Source organism: Idiomarina rhizosphaerae (assembly GCF_024159085.1).
GTDB lineage: Bacteria > Pseudomonadota > Gammaproteobacteria > Enterobacterales > Alteromonadaceae > Idiomarina > Idiomarina rhizosphaerae.
Genome location: NZ_JAMZDE010000007.1, coordinates 56,143 through 80,563 on the forward strand (window position 1 = coordinate 56,143; position 24,421 = coordinate 80,563).

Genomic DNA, 24,421 nt, shown 5'->3' on the forward strand with positions numbered 1-24,421 from the left:
CCCTGAATTACTGTGCATCCGCTTGATTTTCAGGCCGAGCCTGTTGCACTGCGTCAAGCGCCTGCAAACGTTCATGCACCGCCATTAAAGTTGGATATGCCGTTAAATCCAAATTAAAGCGTTGCGCATTGTATACCTGAGGTATCAAACAGATATCAGCCAATGTTACCGAATTACCATAGCAATAATCACCTGCATACTCGGTCAGTCGCTGTTCAAATGCGGTAAAACTTTTTTCTACCCAGTTTGCAATCCAGTTTAAACGTTGTTGATCGCTGCAATTCAGCTCACCGGTTAAATACTGTAATACCCGTAAATTGGTAACGGGCTGCAGCTCACAGGCTAGATCATAAGCCAACGCTCTGACTCTGGCTTTATCTGCTGGAGCAGAGGGCAGTAATGGGTTTTGTGGATAACACTCTTCCAGATACTCAATAATGGCTAAAGACTGATTCAACTTAACGTCGCCATCTAAAAAAGTAGGAACCAACTGCGCAGGATTAAGCTTTCGATAAGCCTCACTGTGCTGTTGCCCGCCATCTTTCACTAAATGTACCGGTTCATACTCGTAGGATAAGCCCTTCAGGTTTAAAGCAGTACGAACCCGGTAACTGGCGCTTGAGCGCCAGTAGCCGTAGAGTTTCATCACTTTTCAGGACCTTCATATTGAACAACTTTCTGATTAATGGTGCCGAATATTGACTGGCCACCATCATCTTTCATTTCCATTTTGATGGTGTCACCAAACTGCATAAACTGCGTTGCCGGCTTGCCATCACGAATGGTTTCAATCATGCGGACTTCGGCAATACAACTGTAGCCAACACCACCTTCTTCAATAGAGGTTCCGTGGTCAGTTCCCTGTTTATTAGAAACCGTACCCGAGCCGATAATGGCACCAGCACCTAAATGACGGGTTTTCGCCGCATGAGCCACCAACTGACCAAAGTCAAAGGTCATGTCTTCACCGGCGTTAGGTTTACCAAAAGCTTTGCCATTGTACTCTGACAATAAGGGTAAATGGACCTTATTGGCTTTCCATGCATCGCCCAGTTCATCCGGTGTTACGGCTACCGGAGAGAAAGCAGACGAAGGTTTACTCTGGAAAAAGCCGAAGCCTTTGCCTAGCTCACCTGGAATTAGCCCTCGCAGCGACACGTCATTAACCAGCATCAGCAGTTTTATGTGTTGTCCGGCGGTTTTAGCATCAACGCCCATAGGCACATCGTCAGTAACAACGGCGACTTCGCCTTCAAAGTCAATACCCCATTCGGTACTAGCCATTTCAATGTCGTCGTACGGCGCTAAAAAGTCATCAGAGCCGCCCTGATACATTAAAGGATCTTCCCAGAAGCTTTCTGGTATTTCAGCGCCGCGAGCCCGGCGAACTAACTCAACGTGGTTAACATAAGCACTTCCATCAGCCCACTGGTAAGCGCGCGGCAACGGCGACTCGCATAGTGACTCGTCAAATTGAACGCTACCGTCAACATCGCTGTCGTTAAGCTGCTGATAGATTTTTTCAAGTTTAGGCGCAATGCCGTCCCAGTTATCGAGTAACTCTTGCATACAAGACGCAATGGCCGGAACCGCTACTGCCGAATTTAAATTTCTGCTGACCACCATTAACTGGCCGTCACGTGTACCATTTCTGTATGTGGCGAGTTTCATAAGTTGTTATTTCTCCTGCCAACTGTAGACGTAGTCCGGATTCTCTACTGCCAACGCCTCGTCACTTGCTTGCAAGGCATCGCGGGTGTCGAGCATGACCGCAACTTCGTCAGTGAATTTCTTTTTATGCTCACGCCCGGCTTTAAACGCTTTCGGGTGTGGGCCATGAGTAAAGCCTGCCGGATGAAAGGTTACCATACCGCGATCGATATTATCACGGCTGAAAAAGTCACCTTCATGATAGAACAGTACTTCGTCGTAATCGTCGTTGTTGTGGTAGAAAGGCACCTTTAAAGCGCCCGGGTCTGATTCAATAGGACGCGGAACAAAAGTGCAGACCACAAAACGATCAGCAACAAAAGTTGTATGCGCCGACGGCGGCAAATGATAACGATGGCTCATTAACGGCCGGATATCACGCCAGTTCAGACGAACCGGAGCTAACTCACCGTGCCAGCCTATCGCATCCAGCGGGTTATAAGGGTAAGTAATAACCGATACCTGCTGATGGCGTTTTACATACACCTGCCACTGCTCTTCGCTGTATTGCGCCTGAAACGCTTCATCGATATCCGGCGTATCCAGAACTGCCGAGTCAAAAATAGCATGATTACCCACCAGACCTTTCTCCGGCAAGCTATATGAACCATTAGTTGCCTCAATCATCAGCAACTGCATGGTTTCATCAGGCTCAAGGCGCCAGTTAGTAGAGCGGGGAATTAAGAAGTAGTCCCCTTTTACCAGCTGAATATGGCCGTAGTCACAATGCAGATGACCACTGCCTTCATGAACAAAGAGCAAGTCATCGCCGTCGGCATTACGCACTAAATAGTCCATTTTGCTGTGGCAATGCCACAAGCGAAAACGGCAATTATTATTGTGCAATAAGTCAGGCGTTAACCAGGGGTTTTCCGGAGCTATGGCTTCTAACTTATTAAAGTCAAAGGCCCGTGGACGCAAGGGTCCACGCCACTCCGACCAACCGGTCGGAGCATGCTGATGGTGAAAATGCGTGGCCGGGCCAAAAAAACCGCTACGGCCAGCTTCACGTTCATAAATGGCCTGCTCCGGAAAATCAGCATGAGCCTGTCTAGATGACTTGCCCACCTGTTTCGGAAAGCTGATCCATTTACGCATCGCTTAACACTCCCCGGCGGATCTGGTCTTCTTCAATGCTTTCGAATAACGCTTTGAAGTTACCTTCGCCGAAACCTTCGTTACCTTTACGCTGAATGATTTCAAAGAACACCGGGCCAATTACGGTCTGAGTAAAGATTTGCAGTAAGATACCGTCTTTCATTGGCGCGCCGTCAATTAAGATGCGCTGTTCACGCAGTGCGTCCAAATCTTCCTGGTGACCTTCAACACGGTCATTAACTTTCTCGTAGTAGGTTTCAGGTGTATCCATGAAATCCATACCAATGGAACGCAGATCTTTTACCGTTTTGTAGATATTGTCACTGGTTAGAGCAATGTGCTGGATGCCCTCGCCTTTGTACTCTTTTAAGTACTCTTCAATTTGCGATTTGTCATCGTGAGATTCGTTAATTGGAATACGGATCTTACCGCAAGGCGCTGTCATCGCGCGGCTTAACAAACCTGTCAGTTTGCCTTCAATGTCAAAGTAGCGAATTTCACGGAAGTTACCAATGCGCTCATAGAAACCAGCCCAGGTATCCATGTTGCCGCGGAATACGTTGTGCGTCAGGTGGTCAATTTCGAATAACCCAGCAGCGTGATCGCTCATTTTCGCTTCCCAGTTTTCATAGAAGTCGAAATGCTGCTTATAAATTTCATGGTTTTCGTAGTTATCGACAAAATACAACGCACTTTCGCCAATACCAAAAACTGCCGGGACACCTTCAACAACACCTTTATCGGCAGGGAAAGCTTTGGCACCGTTATCAAGAGAATGCTTTAACGCATGCTCGGCGTCTTTCACACGCCATGCCATCCCGCAGACACTCGGGCCATGGTCTTTAGCAAACTCTTCAGCCTGACCACCCGGTTCAGCGTTAATAATGAAATTGATATCATTCTGTTTGTATAGCCAAGCTTGCTTGTTTTTGTGCTTAGCCACTTCAGTGAAACCCAGTTTGTCGAACAAGTCTTTTAAAGCATCAATGCCTTTTTGATCCGGAGCGGTATACTCAACGAACTCAAAACCGTCTGTATTTAATGGATTAATCATTTTATCTGTCATGGTTACTTCCTCTTATTATTCGGTTGTTAACACCATGACTGTAGCGGTAGTTGCGGGAAAAAGGCGAATATGAGGAGAAGATAGAAAATTGCTGAAGTTAACGCCAAAACGTAAAGTTTACTGTACAGGCTGAACACTTGCTCTGGATCAAGGTGCAGCCTGTTTAACTTGTAAAGCTTTTGTTACAACACTACTTTTTTGTCTGCTCTGCTTTACGGGAGCGACCACTGCGTTGCTTACCAATGCCATAATCACGTAGCTTATTAGCCACTGCAGTATGGGAAAGACCTAAGCGTTTTGCCAGTTGACGTGTACTGGGAAAGCTAGGATATAAACGGCGTAGTACGTGGCTTTCAAAACGGCGAACCGCATCATCCAGACTCATGTCATCGATATCCAGCGCCAGTTGGTCATCTTCCTGGTTGAGTTCGGGTAAACGGATATCGGCGGGCTCCAACGTATAGCCTTCTATCATTGAGACAGAACGAAACATGGTGTTTTCCAGCTGGCGCACATTACCCGGCCACTGGTAACGCTTGAGCCGCTCTTTAGCCGCCCGGCTTAAACTTACCTGACTACGGCCCAGCTTTTTGCAGGCCTGGGTAACGAAGTGTTCAGCCAACAACAAAATATCACTTTTACGTTCACGCAGCGGCGGGACACTAAGCGCCAAAACGTTAAGTCGATAATACAAGTCTTCACGAAACTCGCCGTTTTCAACCAGTTCATAAAGGTTGCCCTGAGCTGTGCAAATAACCCGTACGTCGACGCTGACTTCCTGCTCTTCGCCAATACGGCGGAAAACGCCGTCTTCTAAAAAGCGCAACAATTTTGCCTGCAGGCCAATGGACATTTCACTGACCGAGTCCAATAATACAGTGCCCCCGGCAGATTGCTCCAGAACTCCGGTTTTACGAGTGCTTTGGCTACTTATACTTCCTTCAGCATGACCAAAAAGTTCACTCTCAGCAACATTGTCTGGTAATGCCGCACAATTTATAGCGAGAAAGGGTTTATCCTTACGCTGGCTGGCTAAATGACAGGCTTTTGCCAACAGCTCTTTACCAACACCCGTTTCACCTTCAATTAACAGTGGTGCATCAAGCTCTGCCATACGCTGCGCATCTTTAATAACACGTTTCATGGCGATGTTATCGGTCAGCAGGCGTTCAAAGGCTTTTTCATTGTCCTGACTTTGCCAGGTTGCCGTAACCGGCTCAGACTTACAGGTCATTACCGCACCGGCAAAGGCCGTACTACCTTCTTCGTCATTAACCCAGATAGGCAGTAATTGTGCGTAGTATTCTGAATTGCCTATAGTCACCGCCTCGTATATGGGGTCACGAGGCTTCTTATCCAGCCAGCGCTGTAGAGAGATGCCATGCACATATTGCATCAACGGTTCTCCTTTCAGGCTTTCTTCCTGACCGGCTAATAAGCGCAAACCCGCGTCATTGATAATATCGATATGGCCTTTGCTATCAATAGAAAGAACCGGGTCCGGCAAGGTACTTAACAGCAAACTAAATTCATAATGCTCGCGTTCAAACGGCATGTAAGGAATGGTTTTTACGTCAATAATGTTGGGAATGCGACGAATCTGAGGCATAAGATGCCGAAAGTCATCGAAGGCTAATTCGGGAAAATTGAGGAAGATTTTTCCTTTAGGATCGACTTCAATGCCACGTAAATCAATTTCGTGGTCTCGCAAAATTTGCAGAACATCCTGACAGATACCCAGACGGTCATCACAAGTTATCTCAAGTCGCATAAACCCTACTGCATTGAACTAAATGTAAAGCAAATAATACACTATTGTTCCCGCGGACAAAACAAAAACCCCGGCCAATAGACCGGGGTTCCATGCAGTTCATCGACAAAGTTACCTAAGCGTCAAGTACACTGTCGGTTTTTGCCGCCATAATAAAGTCATTTTTATGCAAACCGTTAATGGCGTGAGTCCACCAGGTAACCGTTACTTTACCCCATTCAGTAACCAGCTCAGGGTGATGTTTTTCTTCCTCAGCAAGGTCGCCTACACGGTTAGTAAATGCCAGCGCCTGCTTAAAGTTTTTAAACTTAAATTCGCGCTGCAACATCATAACGTTGTCTTTTGTTACCGGCGTCCAGTCAGGTATCTCACGCATCAACTCTTTCAGTTCTTCATCGCTGACTTGTGGTGCGTCTGCATGACACGCTTCACAACGTGCATTTTCCAAGTTTGACATTCTTTAATACTCCTTTGCCTTAAGCTGCATCTTTTGGTGGAAATTTTGGTTCAAACAACCCTAGCTCCATAGCTTCATGAACCAGCGACATAATATCCATATCGGATATCTTAAACAGCTCGTCCACACTCTCTATGGTGTAGTAGATAGGTTGAATGATATCAATTCGGTACGGTGTACGTAGCGCATCCAATGCTTTGAGTGGTTTGCGCTCTGGCGTATCGCTATTAACAGCGTATTCCGTTTCAGCGGGAGACGATAAAATACCGCCGCCATAAATTCGGATACCCTCTTCAGTTTTTAATAATCCGAATTCTACGGTAAACCAATACAGACGAGCCAGATAAACCCGCTCTTTGGGTGTGGCCGCCAAACCTAACTTACCGTATTGATGTGTAAAGTGCGCAAACGCAGGGTTCGTTAATAATGGACAATGCCCAAATATTTCGTGAAAAATATCCGGTTCTTGTAAATAATCAAACTCTTCGCGCGTACGAATAAAGGTAGCCACCGGAAACTGTTTGTTTGCCAGTAGACGGAAAAATTCATCGAATGGAATTAACGCCGGAACCTGAGCAACCTGCCAGCCAGTTTCACGTTCCAGTACTTCGTTAACTTCATGCATTTGTGGCAAGCTATCCTTCGGCAAGTCGAGTAATTCCAGTCCCTTCATATACTCATCGCAAGCTTTACCCGGTATGCATTCTAACTGACGTTCAACAAGATCTTTCCAAATCCCGTTTTCCTCATCACTCCAGTGAATAATTCCGTTTTCATCCGGTTGCCTTGATACGTATTGACTTTGTTTACCCATAATTCAGCCTTGTTGCTTCCTCATTAATGTTAGATCGTTATTGTTATTTTTAGTTCATCTTTCGCAGAATTACGCGGACTTCTGCCACTGCACACGGCAGGCCTCCAGCGCCTGTTCAAGATCTGCAATAATATCGTCTGCTGCTTCTAAGCCTACAGCAATTCTAATCAATGTATCCGAAATTCCCGCTTTAAGACGAGCCTCTGGCGTATACGGAGAATGCGTCATTGATGCCGGGTGCTGAATCAGTGTTTCAGCATCACCCAGACTTACCGCCAGGGCTATCATTCGCAATTGATTAAGAAAATAACGCGCTTTGGCTTCATCGCCTTCCAGTTCAAAAGCGATAACCGCTCCGTTGCGGCTCATCTGCTTACCCATTAAAGCTTGTGCCTCGTGGTCAGGCGCTCCGGGGTAGTATATTTTCTTAATATCGTTACGCGCGGCCAGAAAATCATAAACCGCATCGGCGTTTTCGCAGTGGCGCTGCATGCGCACATCTAAAGTTTTCAGACCACGCAGTATAAGCCAGGCGTCGTGTGGACTAATGGTGGCGCCCATGTCTTTTAAGGTTGTACTTTTAATGGTGTTAATATCATCGTCACTGCCACAAATAATGCCAGCGACCACGTCACCATGGCCATTCAGGAACTTAGTTGCACTGTGCACAACAATATCGGCACCATGCCGTTTAGGCTGCTGCATCAGTGGCGTCATAAACGTATTATCCACCACCAGACGAATGTCTAAGTCAGCAATTACGGCATGAACTTTTTCAATATCAACCACTTTTAAGTGAGGGTTAGCCGGCGTCTCCAGAAAAACCAAACGGGTATTTTCGCGCAAGGTTTCTTTTAACAAGCCTTCGTTGTTTAAATCAATAAAGTCGGCTTCGACGCCGAAACGCTCAAACAACTCACTGAACAGTGCAAAACTGCAACCGTAAATGGCATCGGATACCACAATATGATCACCGCTGCGCACAAATGCCATAGTAGCAGCGGCAATAGCACCCATTCCGGTTGCCGCGGCCGCCGCGGCCTCATAACCTTCAAGCGACGCCATCCGGCGCTCTAGCTCTGCGGTTGTGGGGTTGCCTAAACGGCTGTAAATGTAGCCTTCTTCTTCGCCAGCAAAGCGACGAGTGCCCTGCTCCGCAGAAGAAAATCGAAAAGTCGATGTCTGATAAAGTGGAGCGGTTAACGCACCATGAGGGTCGTCATGTGCGGCTCCGGCATGAATTACCTGAGTCGCTGGCTGCCATTTATTATTATGTGTTTTTAAATCAGAAGACATGCGTTTTGGCTCGTTTGTCAGAAATTTGTTAACGAGCAACAGAGTGCAACGAGCTTACCTTAGTTGGCAATCTTTGCGCTGTGTCAAATCTTCAAACAACTGTAACGCTAGTTTTCCACTTCCTGCTCAGATGTCGCTGCAGCCTTTGTCTGACGAGATTTATAAACAAAAGGTAAAACGCTCTTTAACTGGCTTAGTAAGTCTTTTTGCAGTTTTAAATAGCCCGGCTTTTTGACCTTTTCGAATGGCATGGGTCGACATAATTCAATCACTTGATAGCCCAGTCTGGCGGTAAGCAAACCGGCTCCTAAACCTTGTCCGGCCCGGGTTGATAAACGCGTTAATAGTTCAGCACTAACCCACTGAGCGCCTAAATCTACCGCGACTTCGCTAAGCCCTGCGTAGACAATATTGGCAAACACCTGACGCCATAAGCGAACTCTGGCCCAGTACCCCAGTTTTACGCCGTACAATTCGGCAATACGCGATATCATCCGCTGGTTACGCCACATAACGATAAGCATATCCAACAAAGCAAAGGGGCTCACTGCAACCATAGCCGCAGCTTCTGCCGCCCAGCGACTGATAATACGGGTAGCCTGCTGGTCTATACGGCTTAAGACGTCCACTTCAAAACGTTCACGTTCTTCATCCGCAGACCAGTACGGTTGTTTAATTTGCTGCCAGCGATGTTCTAAGTCCGGATGTTGCAGAAGCTGTAATTGTTGCTCCGGCTTAGGAGCTTCAGACTGCTTTTTCCAGCGCCGTTTCAACTTTTGCAGCAACCAAGTTTCGCGCACCATAAAGCTCAATAATGCCAACGCAATAACGCCAAAACCAACAGCCCATAAACTGCCTAAAAATATGTTTTGTTGAAAACGCTCAATAACCATCAATACCGATTCAATAACGGCGGCGGTTAAAGCAACAACTAACCCCAGTGCCAGCCACTTACCCCAACGACCAGAATTTACGCCCGCAGCTGCTTGACCGGAACCCGGTTCATGTCCGGCTTGCTCAGGCATACTATCGGTATCAGAAACTTCAACTGCCGGTTCGTCCACCGAATAGTAAGTTAATTTGCGCGGATCACTCATTTGAGTTTATCTCCCAGAACGTATTCAAGTAGCTGATCCAGCCGGATATGCGGCAGAGGTGAATTCTGTGCGGTGAAGCCGGGATAAAACTGCGGATAAATATAGCCTTGTTGCCAGTCTGCAGCGGTTGGTATGGCATTAGGTACCTCTGGTGCACCAACCCGCACAAACTCACGGTTCTCATTAATGCCGTCCAGAACCGTCGTACCGTTACTTAATTTCTTAATTTGACTGGTGGCAATGCCGGCAACACTAAATACCTGGTGCGGTATTTGATCAAACTGTAGCTCCTGACGCTGCTTCTGCGTCATAACACGCAGTAATTCCGTCAATTTTTGATGGTCTTGCGGGGCAATACTGTCAGCTTTCGTCGCAACCAGCGCGACTTTATCAATAACCGGCGACATCAGCCGCTTAAGCAAGCTGTTATTACCATAAGAAAAGCTCTTCATCAGTTCATTTATTGCCAACTGTAATTCGGCAAAATGATGCTCACCATTCTGCAGCGCCTGCAGGACATCAACTAACACAACCTGCCGGTTAAAGTGCTTAAAGTATTTTTGATAAAACGGAGTCACCACATGCTGCTGATAGTAACGGTATTTCTCGCGCAGACGTTTCGCCCAGGCATCGGGTATTGCTTGTGACAACGGCCAGGGGAAAAACTCCAGCGCAGGAGCTCCTTCCAGTTCTCCCGGGAGCACCATACGTCCGGGCTGCAACAATAGTAACTTTTGCTCCCGGCACTGGCGTAAAAAAGTGCGATAACCCGATGCCAGCTCACGTAACTGCTGCTCAGCTTTATCCTCTGACGCGGCGTTCGCAGCCGTCTGCACCTTAGTCAACCAGCTCTCTGCCAGCTTATGTCGTAGCTCAGCTTTCAGTAAGCGCTGCTGTTGCTGACTCCACTCGTCATAACTGAGTTGCAATAGAGGTAAATCCAGTAGCCATTCGCCCGGATAATCGATTAAGTCGAGCGTTAACTTGCGCGTATCAAGCACCCTGCCCGCCAACCCTCGATGCGGCTTATATTTTATTTCGACCCGTATTTCACTCACATCGCGTGTCGACTGTGGCCACCGGGGCACATCTGTGGTTAAACAGTCTATTGCCCCTTCGTAGTCAAAACGCGAGACTTGCCAGTTACTGCTGGTGTGCAAACGACAGCCATTAAGACGCTGTTGTTGCTTCACTTTAAAATAAGGCAATTGCTGCGTTTCGTTCGCATATAATAGCTGCTCAAGTATACCGGTGATTAACGCGGTTTTTCCCGCTCCACTTAACCCCGTTACAGCCAGACGTATATGACGATCAAACCCGCGATGAATAACGTCGCGGGTTTGATGTTGTAGCTTTTGAAAACGGCTCACAGACGATTAAATTCTCGTTGAAGATTATAGTGATTTGAGGTTACGTACTTTTCCATTGATTGCAACTGTTGTTCCAGTTCATCAAACTCCCGCTTAATATCGCGAAAAGCTTCACGCGGCGGTTCTCCGCCTTGCCAGACCTTAGTCTTTACATCAACATTGTGGCGCTCTGTATTTGGTAGCTTTTTATCCAGAATTAACCAACCGGCAATATAAAGTACAAAGAAAGAGCCGTTAGTAAAAATCACTCCAGTAACAAAAGCAACTCGTATTAGCCAGGGTTCCAGGTTCAGGTAGTCTGCAATACCGGCACAGACACCTGCAATTTTTCCTCGTTCTGAATCACGACGTAACTCTCGCTTTGGTCTTCGCTCGCTCATTGTCTGTCCCTCCAGCCCGGAGCGTCAGCATCCAGAATACGTTCCAGTGTCTGTACACGCTCACGGATGCGTTTTGCCTGATTCGCCAGTAACGCCAAAGATTCCCTTTCTTCCTCGTTCAATCCCTGATTCATTTGTCGTTTACTGCGGTAATGAAGGATGATCCAGATAGGCGCGACTATAATGACAAACAAAATAATCGGCGCCATCAACATCCCTAGTATTGCTTCAATATCCATTTTTTTAAGCCTGTTTTAAGAGTCTTGTTTGGTTTTTGAGCTCATACGGGCACGCAATGCTTCCAGCTCGTCATTTACTTTACTCTCGTTTTCCAGCTCTGCAAATTCGTCACGTAATGTCCGTTTACCCATATCATATGATTCAACCTGGGCTTCTAAATCATCGATTTTGGCTTCGTAACGGTCAAACCGCTGCATCGCGTCATCGACTTTGCCACTATCGACCTGTTGTTTAACCTGCAAGCGGCTGCTGGCTGCCTTCTGGCGCATCAGAATCGCTTTTTGGCGAGACTTCGCATCAGCCAGCTTTTCCTGCAGTTGACCAATTTCGTCATTCAGCTTGTCCAGGCTTTCATTAACACGATCCATTTCCTGCTGTAATGAGTCAACGCCCTGCTGTGCTTTTTGCTTCTCAACTAATGCCTGGCGCGCTAAATCGTCACGCTCTTTGGTTAACGCCAGCTCAGCTTTTTTTTCCCAGTCCTGAACTTCGTTTTCCATCCGTTGCTGCTGACGCTGAATGTCCTTCTTTTCAGCTAACAGGCGCGCTGACGTAGAGCGTACTTCAACTAACGTATCTTCCATTTCCTGAATAATCAGGCGTACCATTTTTTGCGGATCTTCGGCTTTATCCAATAAAGAATTGATATTGGAGTTCACGATATCGCTAAAACGTGAAAAAATACCCATAATAATGACCTCATACTGGTTTAATAAACAACTCGATGATTTATTATTCAAGTATCAGGCCAACTTTTATTTTCTCTATAACAAACTGTTTTATAAATACTTTTTATGATTTATACGAATTCCGCCCTTGCGGGAGTTCGTAAAATAAACTAATAATTAGCAAAAATAACTATAATATAAGGCATTCGACATGCGCCCTGAGCGAAAACCCGACAACCTCATCGGACAATCCAACAGCTTTTCCGATGTGTTGGAACAAGTGTCGCAAATTGCTCCTCTCGATAAGCCCGTATTAATTATAGGCGAGCGTGGTACCGGTAAAGAGCTTATTGCGGCGCGTTGTCATTACCTGTCCAGACGCTGGCAACAACAGTACATTACCCTTAACTGTGCAGCACTGAATGAAAACTTACTCGACAGTGAGCTCTTTGGTCATGAAGCTGGTGCTTTCACCGGAGCCGCAAAAAAACACGAAGGTCGTTTTGAACGCGCTGACGGAGGCTCTCTGTTTCTTGATGAATTAGCCAATACGTCCTTGCGAGTTCAGGAAAAGCTGCTGCGGGTTATTGAGTACGGAGAATTTGAGCGAGTCGGTGGCCGCCATTCAGTTAAAGTCGATACTCGCCTCATTGCTGCTACTAATGAAGACCTTCCATCGCTCGCTGCCAAAGGCAAATTTCGTTCAGATTTACTGGATCGCCTGGCATTTGATGTCATCACCCTGCCGCCTTTACGCGAACGCCGTGACGACATTATGTTACTTGCTGAGCACTTTGCTATTTCCATGGCTCGCGAAATGGAACTGGAGTTATTCAGTGGCTTTTCCGAGAAAGCACGTAAGACCTTGCTTGAATATCATTGGCCCGGTAACGTACGCGAGCTTAAAAACACGGTAGAACGTAGCTTATATCGGCTGGGAAATGGGCATGTGCCTATTCACGACATTATCATTGACCCATTTAACAGTCCGTTCCGGCCAAAAGCTCCGGTAACAGAAAAAACGGCACCGCAACAGCCAATAGCGGATGAGCAAAGCAACGCTGAAAGTAATGAAATAATTGATATGCCGAAATTAAACGCTGAACAGCCAATAAACTTTAAGCAGAAATCGCAAGAGTACGAAATTGATGTCTTGTCACAAGCCTTACGTTTATGTCAGTTTAACCAAAAGAAAACAGCTAATTTTCTTGGACTGACTTATCATCAGTTACGGGGATACTTAAAGAAGTATCAGTTATTGGAAGGGGCTTCTGCAGCTAATGATTAAAGCGTACGCCAATGTAGCTGTTATTGCAGCAGCGTTTCTCTCAGGCTGTCAGTCCGATGAACCTGAGCCGGCTCCTCTGGCCAACGGTATTATTTACTGCTCAGAAGGCAACCCCGCTTCTTTTAATCCTCAGCTTGTTACCTCAGGCACTACCGTTGATGCCACCGCTGCTCAACTCTACGACCGGTTAATTGATTACGATGCTGAGCAACAAAAATTTGTACCAGCGCTAGCCAAGCGCTGGGAAACTTTGGATAACGGCACTCGTTATCGATTTCATTTGCGCGAAGGCGTAAAATTTCATACCACCAGCTACTTTCAGCCTAGCCGCGAACTAACCGCTGAAGACGTTCGGTTCAGCTTTAACCGGTGGCTGGATGAAACCAGTCTTTATCATCAAGTTGGAGGGAGTTATCCCTTTTTCAGAGCCACAGGGCTGGACCAGTTAATAAATAAAGTTGTCAAAATTGATAAAATGACGGTCGATATTGTGCTGAATAATGCCGATAGTTCGTTTTTAGCGAACCTGGCGACAGACTTTGCCGTTATTTTATCCGCAGAGTACGCACAACAATTATTAATTGAAGAGCGCCCCGGACAAATAGATGCTCTACCGATAGGAACCGGCCCCTACCGTTTCGAAAGTTATCGCAAAGACGTGTTAATACGTTACTCCCGACATCCTGGGTACTGGCGGGAAGGCCCCGGAATTGAACATTTGGTGTACTCTATTACCCCTAATGCAAACAAGCGTATGCTTAAGCTGGTTACCGGCGAATGTGACATCATTCCTTACCCGCTGGTGAGTGAGTTGCAGGCTCTCAACCGAGATCAGTTAATTGTCACTGATGAGGTGAGTCCAAATGTGTCTTTCTGGGCATTTAATACTGAGAAAGAACCTTTTGATGACCCTCTGGTTCGTCAGGCACTGAGCCACGCTATTAATCGCGAAGCGATTATTCAAACCATCTATGACGGTAATGCTGAGCTGGCACAGTCAATACTGCCGCCGACGTCCTGGGCTTATGATGACCGAGGTATCCAGTATCAATATGATCCGGAAAAGGCTAAACGCTTATTAAAAGAAGCCGGTCATTCAAATTTAAATATAAATATCTGGGCTATGCCGGTACAGCGGGTTTACAACCCGAACGCTCGCAGAATGGCGGAACTAATGCAGTCAGACTTAGCCCAAATTGGCGTTTCTGCTAGCATTGTTTCTTATGAGTGGAACACCTTTCGCCGACGCCTTTCTCGTGGTGAACACGATACCGTCCTCATTGGTTGGTATGCCGATAATGCTGACCCTGATAACTTCTTCAGACCACTGTTGAGCTGTGCTGCCGTAGCTACCGGTGGCAACCGGGCTAACTGGTGCCACCCGGGTTTTGACCAATTGCTTTACAGCGCCATTGCAACCACGGTTCCGGAAGAACGTAAAGCTCTGTATCAGTCAGCTCAGCACTTACTGAATCAGCAGCAACCTTTGCTGCCTATTGCCCATTCCAAACGCTTTCAGGCACAGCAAAAAAATATCAGCGGCGTAGAGCTTCCCCCCTATGGTGGCATTAACTTTCGCCTGGCCACTAAAGATACGGCCGAGGAGGAATCACAATGACCCGCTATCTTTTAGGCCGTTTAAGCGTTTTTATTATTGCTGTGTTTTTACTAACGGTGTTTAGCTTTAGCCTTAATTACTTGTTTCCGGGTGACCCGATAACCAATATGAGCGGCATCCGATCGTTCCAGAGCAGTTACCCATTAATGGTTGAACTGCGCGGCGGCGACCAGAACCTGGCCATTCAATACCTAAGTTACTTGCAACACCTGTTTGCCGGAGACTGGGGATTATCGCTGAGTAATGGTACACCGGTATTTGCCGATGGCATTCAACACTTTATGGCGTCAATCGAACTCATTCTTTTGGCTTTACTGGTTGCCGTATTTTTTGGTCTACCATTGGGCGTATTTGCTGCCTCCCGCTTTCGACAGCGTTCCGACCAAACCGTAATAAGTCTGGCTATGGTTGGTTACTCCATCCCGGTATTTTGGTTAGCTCAATTAATGATACTGCTGTTTGCCATAAAGCTAGGCTGGTTTCCCATTACCGGTCAGATAAACCCATTATATGGCGTCGAACCACAAACCGGTTCAATTCTCATCGATGTCTTTTTAAGCGACTCCGAATACAAGGCAGCGGCGCTTCAGGACGCTTTGAATCATATTGTTCTACCGGTAATCATATTGGCTATCATGCCGATGATGCTGTTACTGCGCTTAATGCGAAACGCAACCCAGGAAATGCTGCAAAAGCCTTTCGTAAAAGCCGCCCGAGCCCGCGGATTAAATGAGTTTCGAGTATTAGTAAAACACGCTATTCCAAATGCGGTGCAATCGGTGCTGCAACAAACCACCCTCATCTTCAGTTTACTGTTAACTAACAGTATTGTGGTTGAATCCATTTTTAACTGGCCGGGAATGGGCAACTGGCTTATCCGTAGTATTTTTGAGCGTGACTATCCTACTATCCAGGCAGCTGTATTAATGTTTGCTTTCGTTATTTTGTTCTTTAACCTACTGGTCGAGCTTTACCATGGCTGGCGATTCCCGATAGTGAGGCACGAACAATATGCCACACGTTAATCTTTACCATCACGATGAAACCCCGTCGCCACTGAAGCTAGTCTGGAAGAGCTTCCGGTCAAGGTTTCTCTCCATGGCTGCCTTATATGTTCTGCTGGCAATGATACTCGTTGTGTTGCTGTCCCCGTTGCTGACGCCTTTTAATACATCAACCCAGTTCTCCGATGCCATTGCGCTTCCCCCTTCATGGGTTGAGAGCGGTAATATGAATTATTTATTTGGCACCGACGATTTAGGTAGGGATATGTTGTCGCGACTATTAATTGGCGGACTGTACAGTTTGGGCCTACCAATACTCATGGTTGCAGTATCTTCAATAATTGGCATGAGCATAGGGGCCCTTGCCGGTATTGACCGAACCATAAAATACCAAAGCTTGTCGCGGCTTTTTGATACCTTGCTGTCTATTCCGTCTTTCTTAATGGCTCTTATCATTATTGCGATTCTCGGTACGGGTTTTAACAACGTAGCCTTTGCCATAACACTCTCATTAATTCCGCAGTTTATCTTCGTTACCCGCAACGCGGTGCACGAAGAGTGGCATAAGGACTACGTTACGGCCTCTCGACTCAATGGTTGTTCAAAAGCCTATCTGCTCTATCGGGTAATATTACCCAACGTTACACCGACTTTGGTGATGCAGCTTACGGTGTCTCTATCGGTTGCTATTATGGATATTGCGGCTCTCAGCTTCCTTGGGCTGGGTATTCAGGCGCCAACTCCTGAATGGGGTAGTATGCTGGCGCGCAGCCTGGACGAGGTTTACTTGTCTCCCTGGTCAATGGTGCTACCGGGCATAACGTTGTTTATTACCATTATGTCCATTAACATTGTCGGAGACAGTCTGCGGCGTGCTTTAAAAGAAAGGGTCAACAGCTAATGCAGTTACTCGACATACGCAACCTGACGGTAGAAATGCAGACAGCGCACGGCATCGTTCGAGTATTGGATAAAGTCAATCTGCAGCTTACCGAGGGCGAAATTCATAGTATTGTAGGTGAATCTGGATCGGGAAAGAGCCTGCTGGCAAAAGCCATTATGGGCTTTATAAATCCAAACTGGCAGGTTACCGCCGATAGGCTCTGGTGGAACGGTCAGGATTTACTCGCAATGACGCCTAAACAGCGGCGGAAAATTACCGGGCGCGATATGGCTATGATTTTTCAGGATCCCAATGCCTATCTGGATCCTAACAGCACAGTCGAGCAACAAATTGTGGAGGCCATTCCACAAGGGGATGTTCGCGGTACATTCATGCGTCGACGAGTTGACCGTAAAACCCGGGTTAAAAGACTGCTTCATCGAGTCGGTATTCGCGACCACGAGTCAATAATGGAAAGCTACCCTTTTGAATTGTCTCAAGGCATAGCGCAAAAGGTGAGTATTGCTATAGCCATTGCGCACCGTCCCAGGCTTCTTATTGCCGACGAACCCACTACTGCAATGGAGCCTTCAACCCGTTTACAGATCCATCGTTTGCTGGCGCGCCTGGCGGTTAGCCAAAAGATGTCCGTTGTACTTATTTCTCAGGATGTCGGCTCCATTTTGCCTGAGACCAAACGTTTAACACTGCTCTATTGTGGGCAGTTGATGGAAACTGGGCCCGCCCACGACATTTTGTCAGAGCCGGCGCACCCCTACACCGATTCGATGCTCCGCATGTCATTACAAACACAACAAGAGTTGCCTCACAAGGCGCGCTTACCGACTCTACCCGGTTCTATACCAACATTGCGGCATATGCCGATTGGTTGTCGTCTGGGGCCCCGATGTCCTTACGCTCAAAAAACCTGCGTTAAAGCCCCACGGGCGACTCACGATAGACAGCGTGTGTATCATTGTCATTTTCCGCTACTGGATAGCAGCTCATGAGTCACTTACTGGAAGTTCGGAATCTCGGCAAAACGTATCGCTCCCGAAAAGGCTGGCCATGGACTCCTAAGTCGGTAGCGATAGAACCCTTGTCTTTCACTCTTGAGGCTGGAGAAATATTGGCTGTAATGGGCGAGACCGGATCGGGAAAATCGACCCTGGCACAAATTATTGGCGGGGTAGATACTGCAACCAGTGGCGAAATTCTGCTTAATGGCCAGAAGCTCCATAGCAATAACTATCCGCAGCTATGTAACAATATTCGTATGATATTTCAGGACAGCGAAAACTCCCTGAATGCGCATCTCAACATAGGTAAACAACTGGAAGAACCCCTGTTATTTAATACCCAGTTAACGGCTGCCGAACGCCAGGAGCGGGTCAATTTAACCTTGCAACGCGTCGGTATGCTACGGGAACACTGGGAGTTTTATCCTCATATGCTGTCCAGTGGGCAAAAGCAAAGAGTCTGTATTGCGCGTGCCATTATTCTGGAACCGCAGATTGTTGTCGCTGATGAGGCTCTGGTTGCACTTGACCCATCAATTAGAGCTCAAATCATTAACCTTATGCTCGATCTACAGAAAGATATGGGTATTTCTTATATTTTAGTGACACATTCGCCACAAATAGTGAAACATATTGCCGATAAGATCTTAATTTTATATCGTGGTAAAATGATCGCGTTTGATAAAACAGACATAGTACTAGAAGACACGCAGCAAACTTATGTTCAACAATTGCTGCACGAACATTTAAAACAGAACATTCAATATAACAGCGACAGAAGCGCTAAGATCGCTGACTAAAAACTAAAAAACGGGAGTTTAATGTGGAAACAGGTACTCTGATATCACTAGCGCTGTACTTTATTGTCATGCTAGGTATTGGGCTTTATGCCTATAAAAAGTCTACCGACTCAGTTTCAGGCTACATGCTTGGAGGACGAGGCTTAGGCCCTGCAGTTACGGCATTATCAGCAGGTGCATCCGATATGAGTGGTTGGATGTTGATGGGCTTACCCGGTGCAATTTACGTCTCTGGCGTGTCACAGTTGTGGATTGCAGTGGGTCTGGTCATTGGTGCATTCTTAAACTATGTCATTGTGGCGCCCCGCCTCAGAACCTACACCGAGGTTGCTAACGACTCAATTACGATACCCGACTACTTTGCTAATCGATTTAAAGACAAAGGTCGTCGTCTGCGTATCTTTTCTTCAGTCGTTATTATCATCTTCTTCACCTTGTACACTTCAGCCAGCCTGGTTGCGGGAGGAAAGCTGTTCGACAGCTCCTTCGGCATGGACTACACCACGGGTCTCTGGGTAACAGCCGGCGTAGTCTGTGCTTATACCCTGTTTGGAGGCTTCCTGGCGGTGAGTATGACCGACTTTGTGCAAGGCTGTATCATGTTTGTCGCTTTGGTCTTAGTACCTATAGTGGCCTTTGCAGAGCTTGGCGGCTATAGCAGCGTTGTTGGTCAGGTTGGAGACATTAACCCAGACTTTATTCAGTTCTTTACAGATGCCAAAACGGGCGAAATGTTAGGCTTCCTTGGCATTGTCTCATTGCTCGCCTGGGGTCTTGGTTACTTTGGCCAACCGCATATTATCGTGCGTTTCATGGCAATTCGCTCAGTGAGCGATGTTAAAGCCGCTCGTCGTATCGGTGTCTCATGGATGATAGTTTCCATCATTGGTGCCATGGCAACAGGTTTCGTCGGTATTGCTTATGTCGCTGAAACCAAGATGACCCTGCCCGATGCAGAAACTATCTTTATTATATTCTCGCAGTTCTTGTTCCATCCTTTAATTGGTGGTTTCCTGCTGGCCGCTATACTCGCAGCAATTATGAGTACTATCTCCTCACAACTGCTGGTTAGCTCAAGCTCTTTAACCGAGGACTTTTATAAAGCCTTCCTGCGTAAAGATGCCACAGATAAAGAACTGGTTCTGGTTGGCAGAATATCGGTTCTGGCGGTCTCTTTAGTTGCGATTTGGTTAGCATGGGATCCAGAAAATACCATTCTGAGTCTGGTCAGTAACGCCTGGGCTGGCTTCGGTGCCGCATTCGGTCCAGTGGTTATTCTCAGTCTATTCTGGAAACGCATGAACCGTAACGGTGCATTAGCTGGTATGTTAGCTGGTGCTATCACAGTGTTGTTCTGGATTTACGGACCAACCTTTGGTGGTGAGCACCTCTCAGCTTACGTCTATGAAATAGTTCCCGGCTTTATCCTCTCTACTCTGGCGGTTATTATCTTCAGCAAAATTACCGCTGAACCAGAACAGGAGCTTCAGGACAAATTTGTTGAAATGGAAAGTGTCATTGATGATTACTACCATGGAGACAAAAAAGGCTAAGCTATTTACGCCTTGTAACTGATAAAAAGACCAGCCCATCGTGGCTGGTCTTTTTTGTTTTGGAAGTCCCGCCTATAGTGGTAGAAAAACAAAAAGGTAATCACTATGGCTAAATTAAATATTATTGCATCCGCGGCACTCGCATTTTCTTGCGCGGCAACAACCTTACCCAGTACTGCCGGTGACCGTATTACCGGACATCACTTTGCGACCCGCTCGGAAGCTATGGGGCCAACGGCAATGGCCGCAACAAGCCAGCCATTAGCCACGCAAGTTGCGTTAGATATTATGCAGGAAGGCGGTAATGCAATAGATGCCGCTATTGCGGCTAATGCGGTATTAGGCTTGGTCGAGCCAACCGGAAACGGCATTGGTGGCGACCTCTACGCCATTGTCTGGGATGCTGAGGCTAAGAAACTTCATGGCCTCAATGCCTCTGGCCGTTCTCCGCAAAGCTTAACGCTCGACTATTTTAAAGAAAACGGATACGAATCAATTCCGGCTCGCGGTGTACTCCCCTTATCCGTTCCTGGGGCGGTAGATGGCTGGTTTGAGCTGCACGACCGCTTCGGTGAGTTAAGCATGGATAAAATATTACAGCCAGCTATTAACTATGCTGAATCCGGTTTTCCGGTTACTGAAGTTATTGCTTATTACATGAAGCGTAACGCCGAAGTACTGAAAGATATCCCCGGCTTTGCCGATGTCTTTATGCGTGACGGCAGCGTTCCGGATAAAGGCGAACGTTTTAAAAACCCCGATCTTGCTAATACTTACAAAACACTGGCAAAGGAAGGGCGTGACAGCTTTTATAAAGGGAAGATAGCCCGTACTATCAATGACTTTGTCGAAGAACACGACGGTTTTCTGTCGTATGAAGATTTAGCACAACACAGCTCTACCTGGGTTGATCCCGTATCCACTAACTACCGTGGCTACGACTTATGGGAGTTACCGCCAAATACTCAAGGCATTGCGGCACTGCAAATCCTGAACATGCTTGAGCAATTTGATATCAAAGCCATGGGTTATGATAGCCCTGAGTACATTCATCACTTTGTTGAAGCTAAAAAGCTGGCGTTTGAAGACCGTGCTAAATACTATTCGGATCCAGCGTTCAATGACGTACCTGTTCAAGGCCTTATTGACAAAGAGTACGGCAAAAAGCGTGCGCAGTTGATTAATTCTGAACGCGCCGGACGCTCATATGAGCCGGGTAACCCGCCAACGGAGGGTGACACTATTTATCTGACCACTGCCGATAAAGACGGCAATATGGTGTCACTCATTCAAAGTAACTACCGCGGTATGGGTTCCGGCGTCACTCCAACTGGCTTAGGTTTCGTTCTGCAAAACCGGGGCGAGCTCTTTGCGTTAGATCCAAACCACCGTAACGTATTTGAACCAGGTAAACGCCCTTTCCATACCATTATCCCTGCCTTCGTCACTAAAGACGGAAAGCCGATTATGAGCTATGGAGTTATGGGAGGAGCTACTCAGCCACAAATGCATGCACAAATTCTTATCAACCTCATTGATTTTGGCATGAACCTGCAAGAAGCCGGTGACGCGCCGCGTATTCTGCATACAGGCTCGAGTCAGCCAACAGGATCGGTAATGGAAGATGGTGGCGTTGTTAGTCTGGAAAATGGTTTCTCAAAAAACACTCGCCGTAAGCTAATAAAAATGGGGCACACATTGCAGGAAGCCGTGGGACCCTACGGTGGCTATCAGGCTATCTGGAAAGACCATGAAGAAGATGTTTATATTGGTGCTTCTGAAAGCCGTAAGGATGGGCACGCCGCTGGTTATTAACAATAAAAGCCGTTTCGTCTCAGACCAGACGAAGCGGCCTTATCTTTTCAGGTGAGAGATTCCTATTAACCTCTGCGCTCACGATAGAGTTCAATTTCTTCCATGATCAAATCACGCATTCTGGTAGTTGTTTCGTAACCAAGATCAATAGCTTCCTGACCTCGATAAAACTCCATAATGCCAATATGGCCGAGCTTAGGCTGCACTAAGATATCGGGTGGATCGCCTGCCATGCGAGCTTTAGTAATACGCTCCTGCATAATATCTATGGAGCTGGCCATAACACTGAACATACCGGGTGCTTTCTCACCATTATTCCTAAAGCGTTCTTTAAAGCTATCCAGATACTCTTTACTGCCCGACCACATATTATCGAAAAAGCCGTTTTCGTTATCCTGAATCTCCGTATCAGCCTTTTCTTTATCCAACTGTTCAGCTTCTGTCTGAGGCGGAATACTGCGTCCTTTTCGTTGTTGCGCCTTAGAGTTCAACTGTGAGTTAAGGTGAACAGCAATAACAAAGTCGGCACCCAAAGCGCGGCATAAAGACACAGGAACCGGGTTAACTAAGCCACCGTCAATTAACCAGCGACCATCGAATGACTTAGGCGACAAGATTCCCGGCATCGCGCAGGAAGCTCTGGAAGCATCGTAAAGGTCACCGTTGCGCAACCAAATCTCACGACCACTATATAAATCGGTAGCCACTGCTCCATAAGTAACAGGTAAGTCTTCAATATTACGTTGCCCAAATTCCTCTCGAGCACGGTTAAAGACTTTCTCTCCACCAATAATACCGCCGTGGTTAAAACCAAAGTCCAGCAAATTAAACACTTCCCAACGGTTCATGCCCTGAACCCATTGTTCTATCTCCGCCAACCGCCCGGACGCATAACCAGCCCCCACTAACGAGCCAATTGATGTACCGGCCACCATATTAATACGGACACCCATCTCTTCTAACGCTTTGATCACTCCAATATGTGCCCATCCCCTGGCTGCCCCAGAGCCCAGAGCTAAAGCGACTTTTACTTCTGACATCTGTTGTTTCCTACTTTTCTTAATAATGCATCTATCGTACTATGATTACTCATTCGTCAACAACATCACTGAGCAGTTAGATGATTTGGACAGAACGTCAGTCAGGTACATCGGAGCAGCGCCCTAACGATACCCGCACAAACTTTCAGCGGGACAAAGCCCGAATTCTTCACAGTGCGGCATTCAGACGGCTGCAGGCAAAAACTCAGGTTATGTATGTTGGTATGCATGACTTCCCCCGCACACGACTGACCCATTCGCTGGAAGCCAGTCAAATTGGTGCCAGCCTGGTAGTTCATTTAAGTAACCAGCATCCGGCACTAGCTGAGCAACTAGAGCTTTCAGAACCTTTGCTCGAGTCTTTATGTCTGGCTCACGACATAGGCCATCCACCATTTGGCCACGGCGGTGAAATTGCTCTTAATTATATGATGCGCAATAACGGCGGATTTGAAGGTAACGGCCAGACATTTCGTATTGTCACCCAGCTTGAAGCTTACACACCTGAGCATGGCATGAGCTTAACCCGAAGAACTCTGTTGGGGCTGTTAAAGTATCCGGTATTAGCCAGCGCAATCCGAAGACAAGAACTTCCCCCTGAGGTAACAAACTTTCGTCATTTACCCACTCGCGAATGGCTACCGCCAAAAGCTTTATATGATGATGACTCAGAACAGTTAAACTGGGTACTTCAGCCGCTAAGCACTAACGATAAGACAAATTTTCAGGCATTAGTGCACGAACCCGCACAAACTACCCACGGAAAAAGTGCTCTAAAAAGTATTGATGCATCGATTATGGAAGCCGCAGACGATATCGCATACGGCGTTCACGATCTTGAGGATGCCATTGTTGTCGGCCTGATCCAGCGGCATCACTGGGAAGAACACATGTTCTCCGATTTACAGCAACTTGAAGCAGAGCTTTCCAATTTTAGCGCCCAAAAGTTAACCGAAGATCTTTTTTCTGGCAGCCATCACCTTCGCAAGCAGGCAGTAGGAGGATTAGTGAACCGGCTGCTGACCTCAGCAAGGCTAAACTCTAATGAATACGATTTTGACTGTCCTTTGCTGCAATATGAAGTTCAGTTAGGAGCCGCCGAAAAAATTCTGCTCAACTCGTTAAAGCAATTTATTTTTAAATGGGTGATTCGAAAGCCCGAAATGCAGGCACAGGAGTTTAAAGGCCAACAAATTGTTATGGAGCTATTTGAGGTTTTAGCCGTAGAGCCGGAACGCTTATTGCCTGAAAATACCCGTTTACGTTATCTGCAACAGCGACAAAAAGGTGGAAATGCTCTACGCGTAATTTCTGATTACCTTTCCGGCATGACTGACGGGTATGCCGCTAAACTTTATCAGGAGCTGTTCTCAGTAAGCTCACCCAAAAGTGCGTTTCAGTAACTTTTGCTCATAAAAAAACCGGAGCAATAAG

General features: G+C 46.8%; 23 protein-coding genes. 9 read left to right on the plus strand and 14 right to left on the minus strand.

The window, feature by feature from the left end; genetic code table 11:
* Positions 1-7: 7 nt before the first annotated feature.
* The 13 genes from maiA to pspA form a co-directional block, all read right to left on the minus strand.
* The gene (gene maiA, locus NJR55_RS07885; protein WP_253619856.1) at positions 8-646 is read right to left on the minus strand and encodes a maleylacetoacetate isomerase; all 639 of its coding nucleotides are present in this window, start codon (positions 644-646) and stop codon (positions 8-10) included.
* Positions 646-1,671 carry a fumarylacetoacetate hydrolase family protein gene (locus NJR55_RS07890; RefSeq protein WP_253619374.1) on the minus strand — a complete coding sequence of 342 codons (1,026 nt, stop codon included), beginning with the start codon at positions 1,669-1,671 and terminating at the stop codon, positions 646-648. The genes maiA and NJR55_RS07890 overlap by 1 nt, the downstream gene beginning before the upstream one ends.
* A 6-nt stretch (positions 1,672-1,677) precedes the next feature.
* Positions 1,678-2,808, minus strand: a complete 1,131-nt coding sequence (locus NJR55_RS07895) for a homogentisate 1,2-dioxygenase (RefSeq protein WP_253619376.1) — start codon at positions 2,806-2,808, stop codon at positions 1,678-1,680.
* Positions 2,801-3,874: a 4-hydroxyphenylpyruvate dioxygenase gene (gene hppD, locus NJR55_RS07900; protein ID WP_253619378.1), complete on the minus strand. Its 1,074-nt coding sequence runs from the start codon at positions 3,872-3,874 to the stop codon at positions 2,801-2,803. Before hppD ends, NJR55_RS07895 begins: the two co-directional genes overlap by 8 nt.
* A 190-nt stretch (positions 3,875-4,064) precedes the next feature.
* Positions 4,065-5,645 (minus strand): transcriptional regulator TyrR, encoded by a 1,581-nt coding sequence (gene tyrR / locus NJR55_RS07905; RefSeq protein WP_253619380.1) that lies wholly within the window; start codon positions 5,643-5,645, stop codon positions 4,065-4,067.
* Between the two features lie 115 nt (positions 5,646-5,760).
* Positions 5,761-6,102: a 4a-hydroxytetrahydrobiopterin dehydratase gene (locus NJR55_RS07910; protein ID WP_253619382.1), complete on the minus strand. Its 342-nt coding sequence runs from the start codon at positions 6,100-6,102 to the stop codon at positions 5,761-5,763.
* Positions 6,103-6,121: 19 nt separating this feature from the next.
* The gene (gene phhA / locus NJR55_RS07915; RefSeq protein WP_253619384.1) at positions 6,122-6,916 is read right to left on the minus strand and encodes a phenylalanine 4-monooxygenase; all 795 of its coding nucleotides are present in this window, start codon (positions 6,914-6,916) and stop codon (positions 6,122-6,124) included.
* 69 nt (positions 6,917-6,985) lie between these two features.
* Positions 6,986-8,212, minus strand: coding sequence for a trans-sulfuration enzyme family protein (locus tag NJR55_RS07920; RefSeq protein ID WP_253619386.1), 1,227 nt, complete (start codon positions 8,210-8,212; stop codon positions 6,986-6,988).
* Positions 8,213-8,319: 107 nt separating this feature from the next.
* On the minus strand, positions 8,320-9,309 hold the full coding sequence (locus NJR55_RS07925; protein ID WP_253619388.1) for a TIGR01620 family protein: 990 nt from the start codon (positions 9,307-9,309) through the stop codon (positions 8,320-8,322).
* Entirely contained in the window at positions 9,306-10,679 is a 1,374-nt protein-coding gene (locus NJR55_RS07930; RefSeq protein ID WP_253619390.1) for a YcjX family GTP-binding protein, read from the minus strand. Before NJR55_RS07930 ends, NJR55_RS07925 begins: the two co-directional genes overlap by 4 nt.
* Positions 10,676-11,059 (minus strand): envelope stress response membrane protein PspC, encoded by a 384-nt coding sequence (gene pspC, locus NJR55_RS07935; RefSeq protein WP_034820668.1) that lies wholly within the window; start codon positions 11,057-11,059, stop codon positions 10,676-10,678. Before pspC ends, NJR55_RS07930 begins: the two co-directional genes overlap by 4 nt.
* Positions 11,056-11,298, minus strand: a complete 243-nt coding sequence (pspB, locus tag NJR55_RS07940) for an envelope stress response membrane protein PspB (RefSeq protein WP_011233982.1) — start codon at positions 11,296-11,298, stop codon at positions 11,056-11,058. The genes pspC and pspB overlap by 4 nt, the downstream gene beginning before the upstream one ends.
* Before the next feature lie 15 nt (positions 11,299-11,313).
* Positions 11,314-11,988, minus strand: a complete 675-nt coding sequence (pspA, locus tag NJR55_RS07945) for a phage shock protein PspA (protein ID WP_253619392.1) — start codon at positions 11,986-11,988, stop codon at positions 11,314-11,316.
* Between the two features lie 190 nt (positions 11,989-12,178).
* On the opposite strand from pspA, the gene pspF reads away from it, so the two are divergent.
* The 8 genes from pspF (at position 12,179) to ggt (ending at position 21,947) form a co-directional block, all read left to right on the plus strand.
* Positions 12,179-13,255: a phage shock protein operon transcriptional activator gene (gene pspF / locus NJR55_RS07950; protein ID WP_253619395.1), complete on the plus strand. Its 1,077-nt coding sequence runs from the start codon at positions 12,179-12,181 to the stop codon at positions 13,253-13,255.
* Complete coding sequence (locus NJR55_RS07955) at positions 13,248-14,873, plus strand: ABC transporter substrate-binding protein (protein WP_253619397.1); 1,626 nt, start codon at positions 13,248-13,250, stop codon at positions 14,871-14,873. Before pspF ends, NJR55_RS07955 begins: the two co-directional genes overlap by 8 nt.
* On the plus strand, positions 14,870-15,898 hold the full coding sequence (locus NJR55_RS07960; RefSeq protein WP_253619399.1) for an ABC transporter permease: 1,029 nt from the start codon (positions 14,870-14,872) through the stop codon (positions 15,896-15,898). Before NJR55_RS07955 ends, NJR55_RS07960 begins: the two co-directional genes overlap by 4 nt.
* Positions 15,885-16,778: an ABC transporter permease subunit gene (locus NJR55_RS07965; RefSeq protein ID WP_275978080.1), complete on the plus strand. Its 894-nt coding sequence runs from the start codon at positions 15,885-15,887 to the stop codon at positions 16,776-16,778. Before NJR55_RS07960 ends, NJR55_RS07965 begins: the two co-directional genes overlap by 14 nt.
* The gene (locus NJR55_RS07970; protein ID WP_253619404.1) at positions 16,778-17,770 is read left to right on the plus strand and encodes a peptide ABC transporter ATP-binding protein; all 993 of its coding nucleotides are present in this window, start codon (positions 16,778-16,780) and stop codon (positions 17,768-17,770) included. Before NJR55_RS07965 ends, NJR55_RS07970 begins: the two co-directional genes overlap by 1 nt.
* Entirely contained in the window at positions 17,767-18,579 is an 813-nt protein-coding gene (locus NJR55_RS07975) for a peptide ABC transporter ATP-binding protein (RefSeq protein WP_011233989.1), read from the plus strand. Before NJR55_RS07970 ends, NJR55_RS07975 begins: the two co-directional genes overlap by 4 nt.
* Positions 18,580-18,602: 23 nt before the next feature.
* On the plus strand, positions 18,603-20,132 hold the full coding sequence (gene putP / locus NJR55_RS07980) for a sodium/proline symporter PutP (RefSeq protein WP_338034531.1): 1,530 nt from the start codon (positions 18,603-18,605) through the stop codon (positions 20,130-20,132).
* A 105-nt stretch (positions 20,133-20,237) separates the two neighbouring features.
* On the plus strand, positions 20,238-21,947 hold the full coding sequence (gene ggt, locus NJR55_RS07985) for a gamma-glutamyltransferase (RefSeq protein ID WP_253619406.1): 1,710 nt from the start codon (positions 20,238-20,240) through the stop codon (positions 21,945-21,947).
* Positions 21,948-22,012: 65 nt separating this feature from the next.
* On the opposite strand, the gene rssA is transcribed toward ggt, so the two are convergent.
* On the minus strand, positions 22,013-22,987 hold the full coding sequence (rssA, locus tag NJR55_RS07990) for a patatin-like phospholipase RssA (RefSeq protein ID WP_110014036.1): 975 nt from the start codon (positions 22,985-22,987) through the stop codon (positions 22,013-22,015).
* 80 nt (positions 22,988-23,067) lie between these two features.
* Between rssA and NJR55_RS07995 the strand changes: the two genes are divergently transcribed.
* Entirely contained in the window at positions 23,068-24,390 is a 1,323-nt protein-coding gene (locus tag NJR55_RS07995; RefSeq protein WP_253619408.1) for an anti-phage deoxyguanosine triphosphatase, read from the plus strand.
* Positions 24,391-24,421 lie beyond the last annotated feature (31 nt).

Excerpts from the sequence above, each read along its gene's own strand:
- maiA (WP_253619856.1), bottom strand. The coding sequence starts at position 646 with ATGAAACTCTACGGCTACTGGCGCTCAAGCGCCAGTTACCGGGTTCGT.
- NJR55_RS07890 (WP_253619374.1), bottom strand. The coding sequence starts at position 1,671 with ATGAAACTCGCCACATACAGAAATGGTACACGTGACGGCCAGTTAATG.
- NJR55_RS07895 (WP_253619376.1), bottom strand. The coding sequence starts at position 2,808 with ATGCGTAAATGGATCAGCTTTCCGAAACAGGTGGGCAAGTCATCTAGA.
- hppD (WP_253619378.1), bottom strand. The coding sequence starts at position 3,874 with ATGACAGATAAAATGATTAATCCATTAAATACAGACGGTTTTGAGTTC.
- tyrR (WP_253619380.1), bottom strand. The coding sequence starts at position 5,645 with ATGCGACTTGAGATAACTTGTGATGACCGTCTGGGTATCTGTCAGGAT.
- NJR55_RS07910 (WP_253619382.1), bottom strand. The coding sequence starts at position 6,102 with ATGTCAAACTTGGAAAATGCACGTTGTGAAGCGTGTCATGCAGACGCA.
- phhA (WP_253619384.1), bottom strand. The coding sequence starts at position 6,916 with ATGGGTAAACAAAGTCAATACGTATCAAGGCAACCGGATGAAAACGGA.
- NJR55_RS07920 (WP_253619386.1), bottom strand. The coding sequence starts at position 8,212 with ATGTCTTCTGATTTAAAAACACATAATAATAAATGGCAGCCAGCGACT.
- NJR55_RS07925 (WP_253619388.1), bottom strand. The coding sequence starts at position 9,309 with ATGAGTGATCCGCGCAAATTAACTTACTATTCGGTGGACGAACCGGCA.
- pspC (WP_034820668.1), bottom strand. The coding sequence starts at position 11,059 with ATGAGCGAGCGAAGACCAAAGCGAGAGTTACGTCGTGATTCAGAACGA.
- pspB (WP_011233982.1), bottom strand. The coding sequence starts at position 11,298 with ATGGATATTGAAGCAATACTAGGGATGTTGATGGCGCCGATTATTTTG.
- pspA (WP_253619392.1), bottom strand. The coding sequence starts at position 11,988 with ATGGGTATTTTTTCACGTTTTAGCGATATCGTGAACTCCAATATCAAT.
- pspF (WP_253619395.1), top strand. The coding sequence starts at position 12,179 with ATGCGCCCTGAGCGAAAACCCGACAACCTCATCGGACAATCCAACAGC.
- NJR55_RS07955 (WP_253619397.1), top strand. The coding sequence starts at position 13,248 with ATGATTAAAGCGTACGCCAATGTAGCTGTTATTGCAGCAGCGTTTCTC.
- NJR55_RS07960 (WP_253619399.1), top strand. The coding sequence starts at position 14,870 with ATGACCCGCTATCTTTTAGGCCGTTTAAGCGTTTTTATTATTGCTGTG.
- NJR55_RS07965 (WP_275978080.1), top strand. The coding sequence starts at position 15,885 with ATGCCACACGTTAATCTTTACCATCACGATGAAACCCCGTCGCCACTG.
- NJR55_RS07970 (WP_253619404.1), top strand. The coding sequence starts at position 16,778 with ATGCAGTTACTCGACATACGCAACCTGACGGTAGAAATGCAGACAGCG.
- NJR55_RS07975 (WP_011233989.1), top strand. The coding sequence starts at position 17,767 with ATGAGTCACTTACTGGAAGTTCGGAATCTCGGCAAAACGTATCGCTCC.
- ggt (WP_253619406.1), top strand. The coding sequence starts at position 20,238 with ATGGCTAAATTAAATATTATTGCATCCGCGGCACTCGCATTTTCTTGC.
- rssA (WP_110014036.1), bottom strand. The coding sequence starts at position 22,987 with ATGTCAGAAGTAAAAGTCGCTTTAGCTCTGGGCTCTGGGGCAGCCAGG.
- NJR55_RS07995 (WP_253619408.1), top strand. The coding sequence starts at position 23,068 with ATGATTTGGACAGAACGTCAGTCAGGTACATCGGAGCAGCGCCCTAAC.